Here is a 15,137-nt window from a genome sequence, read left to right on the forward strand (position 1 = left end):
TGATTTTAGGTGGGAGGCTTTTAATGAGCCTGTCTGAATTAATCCAAGAAAGAAAATCGGGTCAATTCTGGAAGAACCGTTAGTCATCAATACTGACTTGTCCAAAACAGCACGCAAACAAAAAGCACTGGATGTGATGTCGAAAGTTGGCTTGAAGCCAGAACATTATGATCGTTATCCGCATATGTTTTCAGGTGGTCAGCGACAGCGAATTGCAATCGCCCGAGGTTTGATGCTGGATCCACAAGTGATCGTGGCGGATGAACCTGTATCCGCGCTGGATGTGTCTGTTCAGGCTCAGGTTTTGAACCTTATGATGGACTTGCAAGAGGAGTTCGGCCTCAGTTATGTGTTCATCTCTCATGATTTGTCCGTGGTAGAGCACATAGCGGATGAAGTGATGGTGATGTATCTTGGAAAAGTTGTGGAGCGCACATCATGCGAACAGCTCTTTATTAATCCGCAACATCCTTATACGCAGGCGCTGTTGTCGAGTACACCTCAGCTCTCGCCAGATAAGCGACGTACACGAATCAAGTTGGAAGGTGAATTACCTTCCCCATTGAATCCGCCATCTGGCTGTGCTTTCCATGGCCGCTGCCAGTACGCGAATGAGCGGTGTAAAACAGAGACACCTGAATTGATCGAAACTCGGTTTAATGAACAAGAGCATTGGATTGCCTGTCACGGTGTTCAGGAAAAGCGTATTTCCTAGAAATCATGTCGTCAGGCAGGCTTATCGCCTGCTGACGATCAGTCTGCTGAAGAGATACGGATAAGGTGTCCATCTGGGTCTTTTACTAAGAACGTTTCACCAAAGACATCTGTATGCAGTGGCGTATGGATGTCTGCATTCGCTTCCCACTCAGAAAATTACCTAACTCGCTATTTTTGGCACATAACTCGTAACCTGTGACCATCAGAATCAACTGCTGTAAAGCTGTAGCCAAAGTCCATTTCAATAATTGGCTGAAGGATGGAAAGATTGAGTGATTCGTACTTTCCTAGTTCTTGTTCAAGCTGGGTGGGAGTCTCAACTGCGAAAACGATCTCCATGCCGCATCCCGTCTCTTCTAGCTCAGGGCGTACCTGATCTTTTTGCCAAATGCCAAGCATTAAACCCTCGTTTGTGCGGAACATGGCGAAGTTTGGTGATTGGTCAACTGGTGGAAGACCGATCAGTTGAGTATAAAGTGCAACGCTTTGGTTGATAGATTCTGCATATAGAACGACGCAGTTTAGTTGCGACATGTTAGGCTCCTTGATTACGAGTTTGACTGTGAAAGCGAAACCAGTTTAAGGTGACCTAGTGTCAATTTTTGTCAGTAGCGTTTAATACCGTTTGAGATCGTTTTTTATGGATTTGTATTTAATTGAATGGCTCTTAGGAGTTACACCAACAGTTGTTTTTGTTGGGTTTATATCGTTCGCTACTTTCCTAATCGAACCTATTGCAAAAATGATGACTAGAAGTGGAAGAGAGGCTCATTTTCACCTATTAGATATGAAAGATGGTTGGGTACGCCTTCCATTAAATGTATTTAAGCGAAAACGCTCAGTGGTTTTCTTCAGTATCTTTATGTTGTCTATTATTTTTGTAATAACGTCTAATACTTTATATGGAATGAAGCTCCAAAGCTTGCTGAGATGTGAAGGTGGTCAATCACAGTTACTGAATAGTCAAGGTATAGTAATTCAATCAGACTTGAGTACTCTGGGATATCATTTAGAGCGTAATCGTGCACCTAGTCGCGACGAAATAAACGTTGATCGAGGTTGGTTAATGTGTAAAAGTGAAAAAATTGAATTGGGTTATATTCGCCCTTCAAGCAATAATGATCAGTATTTATTACTTTCTGATCATTAACTAATGATCCCGTTTTCCTTTTTCCACTCTGCTGCGAGAGCCCTTTTTGATTTAGGGTAGCGCTCTTCAAGTAGGGTTAGATTTCCAATTCGGTCTGTACGAAAGTGTCTGTTTGCATTGCGTGTTTCACACCATCCTACTAAGACGGAAACAGATTCGAAATACCCCAATGCAAAAGGCCAGACTGTTCGAGATGACGCTTTGCCATCTAAGCTTTTGTAGTCAAATTGAACGATCTTTTCTTCTCGAATGGCTTGTCGCAGAGGAATCAGAATGTCTTTAGAGGCGTTTTCTGTTTTACTTTTTTGAGGCGGGGGTACGAGTAGCGTATTGTGAAGCACTTTGTCATCCAAGTCGTCTGGCAAGGCATTTCGGATTTTAGCAAGTGCAGAGATCGCATGGGATTGCATCTCTGAGTCCGTTTGTTTGGACGCCCAGCGCATACCAAGGACGATAGCTTCCAATTCTTGTTCGGAGAACATGAGTGGCGGCATCCAGAATCCCTCCTGCATAACATAACCTACGCCCGCTTCTCCTTCGATTTGGGCTCCTTGTTCCTGCAACGTTAGGGTGTCTCGGTATACACTGCGCACGCTAATGCAAAGTCGTTCAGCTAATTGCTTAGCGGTCACCGGACGTCGGCTTTGTCGAAGAAGATCGAGGAGTTCGAGAAGTCGTTGAGAACGAGTCATCGTGATGTCTACGAGACGAACTGATGTTCTAAGACATCATAGTGATGAACAAATGTATCAGGGTCTAGCTCGTATACATCATCTTCTGGATAGAGCTTAGCGACATCGATATCTTGACCCGCAAATTCCATAACGCTCTCACGATCAGGCCAATAGGTGATTAAGGTGATTTCAGCGTTTCGGTCATCAAACTGTCGGCAAAATATTTGAGCGCCATTAAAGCCTTTTGTCGCTGCGGTGTCTTTCACTCCGGTCTCATGGAGATAGGCGATAAAGCCGTCTTTATGTTTATTTGGAACTCGTGCTTTCCATTCTCGAGCAATCATGTCTATGCCTTTTTACAGGTGAAAACTCAAGTTTAACACTGATATTTTGCAATGGGGGATTGAAAAATCAGAATAAAAAAGCCGCCTAATATCAGAAAATCAGGCGGCTTTTATTTCTATGAAGAGCTATCGCTTTTTAAGTATTACTTTAATTTAAGCGCGGATTGGATTTCTCTCCAATCGACCATTTTGAAGTTTTGTTTTTTCAATTCGTACTCGTCGTTGATGTTGTACCAATCTTGCGCAATGAACATACCATTCGGGTAGGCGCTACCAAGGTTGCCAGAGAACGCGTGAACGCCATCGGTATCGCTTGTCCCGTCAATTCCATTGTCATCATCACCAATGATAGCAAAGCTGCCTTTGTACTGGTTGTTGTCGTTCATATCGTAAACCGCGTACGTGTTGTTACCTTGGCTGGAAGCGATCAAGTAACGAACTTGGTCTGTTTCGTAGATAGTCACACCTTCAATGTCGTCAACCAACTGCTTGCCGTCTACTGCCGCAAATAGCTTGGCTTTGGTTGAGCCATTTTCGCGAGCATCGAAAGTCCAGATTGCTTCGTCTTCTTCGCCGACATAGATTGTTTGAGTCTTGTCGTCTACAACACAACCTTCAGGTTGGCTTTCAACAGAGAAGGTACGAACAATCTCACCCTTGGCGCCGTCTTTTGTTAGCGTGATTTTCCATTGTTCTGTTGTGCCGTCTTTACCGTTAACAAAAACGTAAGGAGTACCGTCTTCACCTTGTCCCATACACAAGCCGTATACGACATCTACATTAGAAATCAATTCAGGAGACGCATCATGAACGTTGTCGCCGATGGCAGGCAACAGCTTGATTGGCGTATCCGAACCGTCGATTGTGTATAGCGTCACCGTATTTAGGTCACGGTTTGAGGCAGCGGCCAATGTGATCTTGCCGCCTTTTCCATCATCGATGTTCTGGCGTAGGTCTACATTGTTTGGACGACCTTCTTCGAAGAATTGAATTTCGTTCCCTTCAAGATCGTAAGCTAGCAATCCGCCTTTTTTATCAGTTGCGATAATTAGACTGTTAGCAGGGTTTGATTCGTTGTACCAAACGGTTGAGTCATCCGCTGCATCGCCTTTGCTGTCAACTGCATCGGTTTCGCCAGACGCTGTGACGACTTTGACGCCCGCTACTTTGATGTCTCGGTTACTTTGTAAACCAGCAAGGCTCACACCGCTTAATGATGTAAACTCGTCAGCGCTCATGAACTGGTAAACAGGTTCGTCCGCTTCGGTGTTGCCAATCCAAATTCCGTTGCGTGCCGTTGTAACTAGCTTAGCTTCTTCGACGCCTTCTACATCGAACTTTGCAAGGAATTCGCCTGAGTTGCGGTCGTAAAGGTTAAAGCCTTTGCCTTCGTCAGCGATCAGGATGACACCTTTTCCACCTTCTTGGATCGCGAGATCGATGTTCTCGATTTCTTCAAGTTTTCCGTGTGGCTCAACGATGTCTAATAGCGCTCGGTCTTTTACGTTTTCAGCATCGGCGCCGTATATCCAAACGCCAACATTTTGCTCGGCTACATAAAGTGTGCCGGATTGATCATCGACGATACAACCGCTTAACTCGCCACCGACATTAGTGTGACGTACTGGTTCGGCAACGTCGCCCTCGTTGAAGCGGCTTTTTACTTCATTTCCATCCAAAATCAATTTGTACTGAAGAAGATCGCCGTCTTCAGTGTAGGCTGTCGCCGTGATTTGGCCGCTTGTTGGGTGTTGATAAAGGCAAACCCCTTCAGGTGTTGCGTCAATGTTAATGGTGCCCACTGAGCTAAGAGGGTGTTTTGCATTGCCAGTGATTTTGTAGAAGCCTAATGAGTCTTCATCAGGAAGGCCAATAGCGACGATGTCCATACTCGCGCCATTATCATCCGTAAGGCTGTAGCGAACGTCCGCACCAAGCGCTTCTATGCCCTCGATGTGCTGAATCTCTTTGCCTTGCTCGTTAAATACGGCAATGCCGTCACCTTCGAGAGTGGCGATCAAAAGGCTCTTTGAATTGTCTTGACTAACCCACGTCGCTGCATCGGCAATATCTTCATAGGTAGTTTCGGAAATAACGGCTGCATTCACACTAAGAGAAGCGCACATTGCACTGCTGATTGCGGTCGCAACTAAATGACGTTTGAACATGATGAGATACCTTTAGAGTTGGTTTATAGGTCTGCACGTTAAGCCGCTCTTATGTCAATTTTGTTACGTTCTTTTTTCAGGAGATGTGAATAGATCGTTTTGACGGTGTTTACCCATGCAAATGAGCTAATAAGACTATTGAGTAGGAGTGTCATTTCTCTTAGATACACCACTGTTGAGGTTGTTTACTCCCTTGGTTTGTCTCTTTTATATCGGTTGCATGAGCGATTCGGACTAAACCCATTGAGTTCGCTAGCGCGGGCGCTGTTTGTCATATTATGGCAATGGAAATGTCATAAAATAGGCGTAAAACGAGGCACTCTAAATAGGGGTTCAACATGTTTCGCTCTCTTCATACCTTTTGTTATAGATTGTCTGATTTCTTCTATCGAGCACGACCGCATATATACTGGTTGATTGCTTTGGTGTTAACTGTCTTCTCTTTGACCTTTTTGAATATGAGCGCGAGCGATGTAAAGCGCGTTTCTGACTGGTCATGGATCGATATATTTGGAGAAGGCGCTACCGCTCTTTTTCTTGGTGTTTGGTTATGCATTGTGCTGGCATCACGTCCGAAAGGAAGAACAACAAATTGGCTAGCTTTTGGCTTACTCGGTGTGTTTGCGTCGTGTTATCAAGATGTACTGGATGAGTTCTTTAAGCTGCATGAAGGTCATTACTGGGATAGCTTGCTTGAATCTTTGCCTATAGGGTTACTTGCTCTCACTTTTGGAATGTTTCGCTGGTATCAAGAGCAGAAGGAAGTTCAAAAATACCTTCATAAGCGCGCTAGGATTTTTCATAGCATGCCTCACCGTCTTCATGGTGAAACGTCCTTGCCTCAAACACCCCATTTGAAAAAAGCATTGGTGTCTGAAAATAAACAACTGCTTGTTTTTTTGGATGTCGTCCCAGACATTGCTTCAGAAGAGTCGACTCTAGCGCGCAGTGAATATGGCAAACTGAGATCCATTATTGCGGATACGATTCTTTGGAACTTGCCCGATGAAAGCCGAGTATTTCACATAGTTGGCGATCAATATGCTGTGCTTTTAGTTTTGGATTCGCCTTCTCAACCTACTTTAGACGATGAGCGGCAAAATGAAATAGTGCAAGGGTTGATCGGCGCATTGCGTTCAGTACGCTACTTTCCAGCATCGGCTCATTCTGCTATCGACATGACTGTCATGCATTCCACCCAGCGTGTTTCCGAAAATATGAGCGAGGTTGAAGCTGTACAGGTCATCAAGCGAGCTCAATTTGCCTTAATTGAATCCATCCCGTTAAACAATGGATCCACTAACATAATTCAAGTTAGATAAAGTCAACGTGAATAATAAAGGGTGATTTACCTGTGCCTATCAAGCAAAAAGCATGGCTAGAAAGTACGGATGCTTTTATAAGTTTGCAGTCCGGTATGGCATTGTTAAATGATTTATTGATGGAGTTTGGCGAATTACCGGATGTGTTTCTTCGCAAAACTAGGCTGTTCCAAAATGATTTTTTGTCTCTGGAGCGAAGAGTCAGTGCAGAGCAGATGGCACAGCTCTGCTATAACGCAACGCTCACTGATCACAGCTCTGATTTGGCTTTTCAATTAGGGCAGCGACTTTTACCCAGTGCACTTCAGACATGGTCGCAAGGGATGCAACATGCGCCTACTTTAAACGATGCGTTTTATTTGCTGATGAATAGCACGAGTCACTGGTCTCCTCTTATCGCTGTTGAATGCAGGCAAACTGAAGAACGTTTGTATTTTGTGTTTCGAGATGCCTTCGGTCTTCTACAGGACAGTATCCATAAACAATTTGTGATGACGTACAGCATGGAGGCATTTCGATATGCGTGTGATTGGTTGCTGCCCATTGGAACCGTCATTGATTGGCAATTTGAACTAGAAGGTGTACCTGAAAACCTAGAAGAATATTCCGGTATTTGGGGAAAGGAAATCGGTGTCGGAGTGAAGCGTTACAGCGTGAGTATATCGAATCAATTCGCGCAATCTGCCCTGAAAATGCCGTCTCAAGGGCTTTATCAAACAGTGTTGGCTGAAGTGATGAGCAATGAAACCTCTAGCATTGTTGAAGAAGTTCGTACTTACTTAGCACAGGATGTTCGTTGCATTCCTTCGCTAGACGCGTTGTGTGAACACGTTGGAATGAGTTTAGCGACTTTGAAACGAAAGCTTAAAAAACACAATACGAACTACCAAATGCTGGTGGACCAAATTCGTGAAGATGAAGGACACTTTTTACACGATAGAATGTTATATACAGAAGCGGATTTGGTTGAGCATTTCAGTTTCTACGATGTGAGTAACTTCCGTAGGGCTAGAAAACGCTGGCGCTGGGCATTGCATGTTTCTAAATAAGAGTCATTGGGGTAGTGAAGCGAACTGTGGATCTTATGGAATGACCATGGTGAGATATAGCGAAGTTCTTAGAGTTTCTGATAAAAATGGACGAACGGATACACAGCGTATCCGTTCGTCACAGGTCATGTGGTCACACAGAACTCTATTTTACTTCGGTAATAAAGTGTTCTTTTGCGCGACGAACCTTTTTCAGCTTGGCTAACCAATCACCTTCTTCTGCGCGATAGCCTAGAGGCAGAAGGATAACAGAACGAAGCCCTTTCTCTTTTAACCCTAAAATTTCGTCTACTTTTTCAGGATCAAAGCCTTCCATTGGTGTGCTGTCTACGCCTTCTTCTGCCGCAGCGATCAGTGCGGTTCCCAAGCCTATGTAAGCTTGGCGTGCCGCATGCTCATAGTTTTCTTTTGCGTCACGAGGAGTGTATGCAGCAAGTAATTTTTGACGATAAGCTTCCCAGCCATCGTTTGTGAAACCGCGTTTTTCATTGACTAAATCAAACATTGTGTTGATTCGATCTTCAGTGTAGTTATCCCACGCAGCGAAGACGAGTAGATGAGAGCCGTCAGTGATCTGAGTTTGTCCCCAAGCATGAGGTACTATTTCTTCTCGCAGCTCTTTGTTGGTTACCACAAACACTTCATACGGTTGAAGACCGCTGGACGTTGCGGTTAAGCGTATTGCTTCTAGAATCGTGTCTATTTTTTCCTGAGACACTTGTTTCGTTGGATCCATTTTTTTGGTGGCATAGCGCCATTCTAGATTTTCTAATACCTTAGACATATTCATTCATCTCGTAGAGTTGTTAATAAGATAATACTAATGTGCCATTGCTTTCTGGAATCTCAAGTACAACATTAAGGAAGTAATAAGTATTGCTATAGATTTTCTATTTGATTGATTGTCATAGGTTTGTGGTAAAGAAACCCCTGATGCAGCTGAATGTTTAATGCAAGTAAGCTGTCGGCTTGTTCTTCTAGTTCGATGCCTTCTGCGATTACGTCAAAATGAAATGCTTTAGACAGCTCTGTAACGGCTTTTATAATAGATGTCTGCTCATTATCGAGTTGAGTAATAAAGCTTCTGTCGAGCTTTATTAGGTCAATTTCGAAGTTTTGCATATAGGCCAATGATGAATAGCCTGTGCCAAAATCGTCTATGGCAATTTGTACTCCCATTGAGCGAAGTTGTTGTAACTGTTTGAGAATAATGGATTTATCCTCCGCCATTGCGGTTTCAGTCATTTCAAGCACTAATTTTTCTGGTGGAAACTCGGTCAGTTCCAGTGAGCGAGTAATCAGCTTCGCAAAGTGTGCATCGTGAAGCTGGTTGATGGAGACATTGAAGCACAGTTTGGTCGCTGGGCTTGCTTCGATAAATGCTTTGGATTCCGTTAATGCTTGTTCAAAGAGTTGTCCTCCCAGAGATTTAATGAGTCCATGTTGTTCTGCTACGGGAATGAATTCCGCGGGGCTTATTGGGTCTTCGTCGAGAGTCCATCTGGCGAGAGCCTCAATAAATGCAATGCTCTCATTTGATCTATCAATGATGGGTTGGAAGAGTACATAGAACTCATTTGAGCCAATGGCGTTGAGCATGCAATTGCGTATGTGCAGTTCACGTAGCAATTGGCTTTGTAAATTATCATCAAAAAATCGTGCTTTACCTTTCTCTGTCTTTTTTTGTTGGTACATTGCCATGTCAGCACGTTGAATCAACATTTCTTGTTCAAGACCCTGTTCAGGGTAAATGGATATACCAATTGTAGCCCCAATATTTGCACTTGATTGAGCCGTGACGGGGTAAGGGTAAGATAAATTTTCGATCAATTTGTTGGCGAGTTTGAGTGTTTTGGTTTTAGAGACATAAGGATGAAGAACAAGAAACTCATCGCCGCCCCACCGACAGATCAGGGGAGATTCCGCACAACTTTCGGTAATCCGTTGTGCAACAGATTTCATGATTTGGTCACCTGCGGTATGCCCCATACCATCGTTAACCAGTTTATAACCATCTAGATCGATAAAAAGCAGAGCGCAATGCTGGTTTTCTGGGGAGTTGCTAATACCCTTGAAAGCGTCTAAAAACGCTGCTCGGTTTAATAGCCCTGTTAACGGGTCTTTGTGGGAAAGTTCGTAGATTTGACGTGAACGCTGTTCTACTTTTTCTTCCATTTTATCCAGTAGATCTGTGTTCGCAAATTTCAATTTAATTGAGTTAAGTAAGAGCTGTGTATTCATCTTAGCCATTACCGCGAGCGCGAGCGCGGCACACAGCCCAATTACACCAAGGCCATGATGGTGGACGGAGGAGGAAATGAGCAAGATGAGAGAGTAGGGCACCATGAGAATAAAGATGAAACTGATTGATGTCAGTTTGTGTGCAGCTAATGTAGTTGCGGCCCCTCCCGATAATCCTGTCATGACGATCATACTGGTAGTTTGTTCATTAACCGTCGCGCCTTGGTATAACAAGAAAGGGTAAGATGACCAGATCACAGCAGAAGCAATGCAACCAATAGAAAATCGTCTTTGGTACTTTTGAGCGTTGAAGTTCGATGAAGACCGGGTTGCTCTCCGAAATAGTAATAAATCTACAATGCGTTGGAGGCAGCTCACGGTCAGTGCGAGCAACCACCACAACTTCGTCGAATCTCTTTCATCGCCAAAAAATACAAAAACGATGGCTACTGCAGATATAAATGCAACTGCAAGCCCCGGTGGTAGATTGCGATAGAGAATTGAAACCGTTTCTTTATCGATTTTATTTTGCTGAGAGTCAGAACTCGTATCATTCATTTCCATTTGCTGTTTTCTGCACCATTTAATCGACAAAGCAATTTATTGAATGTAAGTGATTGTTCTGGAACTTTCAAATTTTCGACTTTAAGCCTATCTTTTATAGTACAAGCTGTGTCCCGCGTCAGTTTCAATGTCATGAGTGTAGGAAGGTAGTATGTCTCAAACATTAGTTTTAACAGTGATAGGCGAAGATCGCCCCGGTTTAGTTGAAATGTTGTCTAACGTTGTTCAGCAAAATAACGCAAGCTGGAAGGAGAGTCGGATGGCTCACCTTGCCGACAAATTTGCGGGCATTGTGACCGTTGATGTTGAAAAAAAACAGGAATCTGAGCTTGTTTCCGCGTTGGAAGATCTCGAACCATTAGGGCTTAAAGTTTCTGTGGAGCGAGCAACGGTGGTAGATCGAAACTTACCTGAGTTCTCTGTGCGAGTCATCGGAAACGATCGACCAGGGATCGTGAAGGAAGTTGCGGAAGCATTAGCAAGTCTTCAAGTGAACGTTAAGGAACTCGAGAGTTTTTGTGAGCCTGCCCCAATGAGCTCCGAGATGCTGTTTACGGCTAATTTTTTGTTAGCTCTGCCCCAACATCTCACGGAATCGGATTTGGAGAGTGCGATTGAAGACATTAGTAGTGATCTTATCGTAGAGCGTATTTAAACCCCCTTTAAAAATTATAGATAAGAAAGCGATTGTCGCTTTCTTTGGTTGTGCAATGGATTGCCGCTGATTCCCATTGTAGTTGTCGACCTATCAAGCATTTCGGTTTTAGTCGAAGAATGAACGCTGCGTTCATTTTAAGTTGAAAGCTCTGTTTGATGAGGAGATGGCTGTGCTTCAAACATTCCGTTCACTTGAAAGTCGATATTTTCGTGTTTGGTTGGGCAGTGTTTTTGTGTCCAATATGGGAACGTGGTTGCAACGAACGGCGCAAGATTGGCTTGTGATTGCGTTTCTTTCTAAAGACAATGCTACTGCTATAGGTATTGTCGTGTTACTGCAATATATACCTCAATTAGTCTTATCTCCCTTTACAGGTTTTCTAGCGGATTATATTGATCGCGCTAGATTATTGTTTATTACTCAGCTGTTACTAATGTCTACGTCGCTAACGTTGGGTATTTTAGCTGTTAGCGAGCTCGTCACATTGAATCATCTCTATCTTTTAGCATTGATTCACGGTGTTGTTGTGGCGTTTGATATTCCGGCAAGACATGCGTTCGTATCTGATATCGTTTCAGAAAAAAAGCTAACCAATGCGGTTAGTTTGAATTCAGTCTCGTTTAACAGTGCGCGTCTTATTGGGCCGGCTATCGCTGGAGTGCTTATTGCTTCAACAAGTACAGGTTGGGTGATCTTGATGAATGCTATGTCTTATATCCCTATGCTGTGTTGCGTTCTCTGGTTTTCGCTCAAATCTTCCTGTGTGTTTAAACATCAATCTTCAACAAAAGGGCCGAATAAAATCTCGGATGGCTTTGTCTATATTTCGTCTCGTCGCGAGATGGTCGTTGCTCTGGCAATGGTGTCTTGTGTGTGCGTGACCGGAATGAGTTTTGCTGTGTATTTGTCTTCTATCAATGTCAATGAGTTCCACGGAGGCGCGATGCAATACGGTCTTTTAGTGTCAATGATGGCTGTAGGTTCTATTACGGGAGCTGTGTTGACTGCAAGCCTTCCTGCTCCAACCGTTAGAAGAATGATATATGTTGCAACTGCTTATGCTGTGGCCTGTTTTTGTGTCGCAATGAGTGACTCTATGTGGATGTTTTGCATTACGCTAGTCTTCCTTGGAATGACGTTGCAACTTATGACTACGTCTGTAAATGCGTTTATGCAAATTTCTTCAGATAAAAGATATAAAGGTCGTGTGATGGCGGTTGCTATCAGCGTTATTTTAGGAAGTACGGCTCTGGGTGGGCCAATTGTTGGCTGGTTGTGTGACGAGTTCGGAGGGCGTTATGCTATAGGGTTGGGAGCTTTGTTGGGAATAATTGCCTGTATTATTGGTATTGTATCTTTAAGTCGTTCCAGCTGTACGATTGTATCCAAAATGGAATTAAAGGGTTGAAACGGAAGAGAGCATACAACGACGAGTTTATAAAAAATAAAAAAACTGGCTGCTTTCGATTAAAGTCAGCCAGTTGGTTTTGGTTGGCACGCACAAACCAAAGTGAAATATTGAGTTTAAACTACATTAGCTTCTGATTAAGTGATCAAATGCTCCAAGAGCTGCTGTTGCGCCAGCACCCATTGAGATAATGATCTGTTTGTATGCTTGTGTGGTTACATCACCAGCTGCAAAAACGCCTGGAATTGATGTTTGTCCTCGGCCATCAATGACAATTTCTCCACGGTCCGTTAACTCTAGTGTTTCTTTCAAAAATTCACTGTTTGGAACAAGGCCGATCTGAACAAAAATTCCCGCGACATCGACAAGGTGTGATTCGTTAGATTTACGGTCAGTGTACTTCAAGCCTATGACACGTTGACCGTCGCCAATAACCTCTGTTGTCATCGCTTCTTTTATAATCGTAACATTAGCAAGAGACTCTGCTTTCTTAACCAATACATCGTCTGCTCTTAGCTGATCGCCAAATTCAAGTACAGTTACATGTTCTACTATTCCGGCTAAATCAATTGCTGCCTCGATGCCTGAATTACCACCACCGATGACTGCGGTTTTCTTACCTTTAAATAGCGGGCCATCACAGTGTGGGCAGTAAGCAACACCTTTGCCTTTGTATTCTTGCTCGCCAGGTACATTCATTTCTCTCCAGCGTGCGCCAGTCGCTAGAATAACGGATTTACTTTTTAACACTGCTCCGTTTTCCAATTCGACTTCGATTAATTCTTTTTTCTCAAGACGTACGGCTTTTTGCGTCTTCATTAGATCTACATCGTAATCAAGCACATGCTGTTCTAAATTCGAAACAAGCTTTGGTCCCTCTGTTTCTTTGACAGAAATAAAGTTTTCGATCGCCATTGTGTCAGCGACCTGCCCACCAAATCGATCCGCAATTACGCCCGTGCGAATGCCTTTACGAGCAGAGTAGATAGCTGCGGATGCTCCTGCTGGACCTCCACCGACAACAAGAACATCGTAAGGCGCTTTTTCAGACAGTGCGGCAGCTTGTTTGTCAGATGCGCCGGTATCTACTTTATTTAGGATTTCATCTAATGACATTCTGCCTTGGCCGAATAGTTCGCCGTTCAGATATACAGACGGTACTGCCATAATATTGCGCTCGTTGACTTCGTCTTGGAACAGCGCCCCATCAATCATGGTTGTAGTGACATTCGGGTTTAGTACAGCTAATAGGTTTAAGGCCTGTACCACTTCTGGGCAGTTCTGGCAGGTCAATGAAATATAAATTTCGAAATCAAGTTTATTAGTAAGTGACTTTGCCTGTTCAATGGTTTCTTTCGATTCTTTTGCTGGGTGTCCACCTGCTTGTAATAGTGCAAGTACAAGTGATGTGAACTCATGTCCCATAGGAATTCCTGCAAACTTAACGCGTGTTTCTTCTCCTTGGGGGCCAATTGCCATCAAAGGTGCTCTTCCTGTTGGGGATTCATCAACGGATAGAGTGATTTTTTCATTCAAGCTCGTAATATCTCGAGCAAGATCTAGTAATTCTTCTGCTTTTGCGGTGCCATTGGTGGACACAGTAATCTCGATCGGATTAATGATATTCTTTAGATAAGTGTCCAGTTGCTGCTTAATATTTGAATCTAACATGTTCGTTAACCCGTTACTGTGTTTTAACATAGAGTAGAGAGCCTCCCTCTAAGAGGGGATGAGGGAGGCTAAGTCGGCTTTGTCTAAATTAGATTTTGCCAACTAAATCTAAAGATGGTGCTAATGTTGCTTCGCCTTCTTTCCATTTTGCTGGGCAAACTTCGCCTGGGTGCGCAGCAACATATTGAGCGGCTTTTATTTTGCGAAGTAAGTCATCAGCATCACGACCGATACCTTCAGCTGTAATCTCTACTGCTTGGATAGTGCCTTCTGGATCGATCAAGAAAGTGGCACGGTCAGCAAGACCTTGGCCTTCACGCATTACACCGAAATTGTTTGTAACGTTACCTGTTTGATCTCCTACCATGTAGTAGTTGATTTTGCCTATTGTCTCAGAACTGTCGTGCCATGCTTTGTGAGTGAAGTGAGTGTCAGTAGACACAGAGAATACTTCAACACCTAGCTTCTGAAGCTCTTCGTATTTGTCTGCAACGTCACCTAGCTCTGTTGGGCAAACAAATGTGAAGTCAGCTGGGTAGAAAAAGAATACAGCCCATTTACCTAGTACATCCTTTTCAGAAATCTCGACGAACTCACCTTGTTTAAATGCTGTAGCGTTGAACGGTTTGATTTGAGTGTTAACCATTTTTTATCTCCTAAAGTTAATTGCGGTTTGCGTTACCAACGAGAGCTATATTAAAAACAGTCACTAAATTAATGAAATTGTTAATATCTACAAAATTAATAGTTAAAAACTATTCCGTGTTTGGCTGTATCTTATAGTGGCTAGTAAAGTGGATGGTTTCGATTTGGATAATAGGGCGTGAGTAGAAGAAGGAAAGGGCTAAGTAAGACGAGGAGGGTAAGAAGCTAGTATGACAAGCGCAAGCTTCTTTAAAGCTTGTTCTCTAAAGCGCAAATATAGGTAAAATGCCGCGATTGATAAAAAACCGAAATAAATGAAAAAAGTGCTTGCGTAAAAAAATCTGGAAGGTAATATACGCACCCACTGACACGGCAAGCCACTCAGAACAACGAGTGAGACACTAAGAAGAACGCTTCTAAGTAACCGAGTCGGTACGCTCTTTAAAATAGATAATCAGATAATTTGTGTGGGCGCTCGCTGGAGACTTCTAAAAAATTAAAGTCTTTGATGAGTGAACACGTCAAT

The 15,137-nt window shown here is 43.3% G+C and carries 14 protein-coding genes; 6 read left to right on the forward strand and 8 right to left on the reverse strand.

The genetic code is table 11. The annotated features are described in order from the left end of the window. Positions 1-55: 55 nt before the first annotated feature. Positions 56-715, forward strand: coding sequence for an oligopeptide/dipeptide ABC transporter ATP-binding protein (locus DFP79_RS00420; protein ID WP_279526477.1), 660 nt, complete (start codon positions 56-58; stop codon positions 713-715). A 170-nt stretch (positions 716-885) separates the two neighbouring features. Here DFP79_RS00420 and DFP79_RS00430 read toward each other — a convergent pair whose 3' ends face one another. Continuing rightward, the gene (locus DFP79_RS00430) at positions 886-1,251 is read right to left on the reverse strand and encodes a VOC family protein (protein ID WP_133501883.1); all 366 of its coding nucleotides are present in this window, start codon (positions 1,249-1,251) and stop codon (positions 886-888) included. Positions 1,252-1,357: 106 nt separating this feature from the next. Between DFP79_RS00430 and DFP79_RS00435 the strand changes: the two genes are divergently transcribed. Beyond that, positions 1,358-1,867 carry a hypothetical protein gene (locus DFP79_RS00435; protein ID WP_133501884.1) on the forward strand — a complete coding sequence of 170 codons (510 nt, stop codon included), beginning with the start codon at positions 1,358-1,360 and terminating at the stop codon, positions 1,865-1,867. Here the strand turns inward: DFP79_RS00435 and DFP79_RS00440 are convergent. From DFP79_RS00440 to DFP79_RS00450, 3 genes are all read right to left on the reverse strand, one after another. Further along, positions 1,864-2,559: a helix-turn-helix transcriptional regulator gene (locus tag DFP79_RS00440; protein ID WP_133501886.1), complete on the reverse strand. Its 696-nt coding sequence runs from the start codon at positions 2,557-2,559 to the stop codon at positions 1,864-1,866. The genes DFP79_RS00435 and DFP79_RS00440 overlap by 4 nt on opposite strands. An 8-nt stretch (positions 2,560-2,567) precedes the next feature. Further along, positions 2,568-2,885: an antibiotic biosynthesis monooxygenase gene (locus DFP79_RS00445; RefSeq protein WP_133501888.1), complete on the reverse strand. Its 318-nt coding sequence runs from the start codon at positions 2,883-2,885 to the stop codon at positions 2,568-2,570. Positions 2,886-3,028: 143 nt separating this feature from the next. Then, positions 3,029-5,053 (reverse strand): phytase, encoded by a 2,025-nt coding sequence (locus DFP79_RS00450; RefSeq protein ID WP_133501890.1) that lies wholly within the window; start codon positions 5,051-5,053, stop codon positions 3,029-3,031. Positions 5,054-5,391: 338 nt separating this feature from the next. Here DFP79_RS00450 and DFP79_RS00455 point away from each other — a divergent pair, with 338 nt between their 5' ends. Continuing rightward, positions 5,392-6,375 (forward strand): hypothetical protein, encoded by a 984-nt coding sequence (locus DFP79_RS00455; protein WP_133501892.1) that lies wholly within the window; start codon positions 5,392-5,394, stop codon positions 6,373-6,375. Between the two features lie 32 nt (positions 6,376-6,407). Beyond that, positions 6,408-7,424, forward strand: coding sequence for an AraC family transcriptional regulator ligand-binding domain-containing protein (locus DFP79_RS00460; protein ID WP_133501894.1), 1,017 nt, complete (start codon positions 6,408-6,410; stop codon positions 7,422-7,424). Positions 7,425-7,569: 145 nt separating this feature from the next. On the opposite strand, the gene DFP79_RS00465 is transcribed toward DFP79_RS00460, so the two are convergent. Together DFP79_RS00465 and DFP79_RS00470 are read right to left on the reverse strand one after the other, a co-directional pair. Further along, positions 7,570-8,208, reverse strand: coding sequence for an NAD(P)H-dependent oxidoreductase (locus DFP79_RS00465; RefSeq protein WP_133501896.1), 639 nt, complete (start codon positions 8,206-8,208; stop codon positions 7,570-7,572). A 95-nt stretch (positions 8,209-8,303) separates the two neighbouring features. Beyond that, positions 8,304-10,223, reverse strand: a complete 1,920-nt coding sequence (locus DFP79_RS00470; RefSeq protein WP_166637605.1) for a putative bifunctional diguanylate cyclase/phosphodiesterase — start codon at positions 10,221-10,223, stop codon at positions 8,304-8,306. A gap of 157 nt (positions 10,224-10,380) precedes the next feature. On the opposite strand from DFP79_RS00470, the gene DFP79_RS00475 reads away from it, so the two are divergent. Continuing rightward, positions 10,381-10,884: a glycine cleavage system transcriptional repressor gene (locus DFP79_RS00475; protein WP_133501900.1), complete on the forward strand. Its 504-nt coding sequence runs from the start codon at positions 10,381-10,383 to the stop codon at positions 10,882-10,884. A 172-nt stretch (positions 10,885-11,056) separates the two neighbouring features. Next, on the forward strand, positions 11,057-12,295 hold the full coding sequence (locus DFP79_RS00480; RefSeq protein ID WP_133501902.1) for an MFS transporter: 1,239 nt from the start codon (positions 11,057-11,059) through the stop codon (positions 12,293-12,295). A gap of 126 nt (positions 12,296-12,421) precedes the next feature. On the opposite strand, the gene ahpF is transcribed toward DFP79_RS00480, so the two are convergent. Both ahpF and ahpC read right to left on the reverse strand, forming a co-directional pair. Then, the gene (gene ahpF, locus DFP79_RS00485) at positions 12,422-13,966 is read right to left on the reverse strand and encodes an alkyl hydroperoxide reductase subunit F (protein ID WP_133501913.1); all 1,545 of its coding nucleotides are present in this window, start codon (positions 13,964-13,966) and stop codon (positions 12,422-12,424) included. Positions 13,967-14,054: 88 nt separating this feature from the next. Beyond that, positions 14,055-14,612 (reverse strand): alkyl hydroperoxide reductase subunit C, encoded by a 558-nt coding sequence (gene ahpC / locus DFP79_RS00490; RefSeq protein WP_133501904.1) that lies wholly within the window; start codon positions 14,610-14,612, stop codon positions 14,055-14,057. Positions 14,613-15,137: the final 525 nt, after the last annotated feature.

The organism is Marinomonas balearica, assembly GCF_004362145.1.
GTDB lineage: Bacteria > Pseudomonadota > Gammaproteobacteria > Pseudomonadales > Marinomonadaceae > Marinomonas > Marinomonas balearica.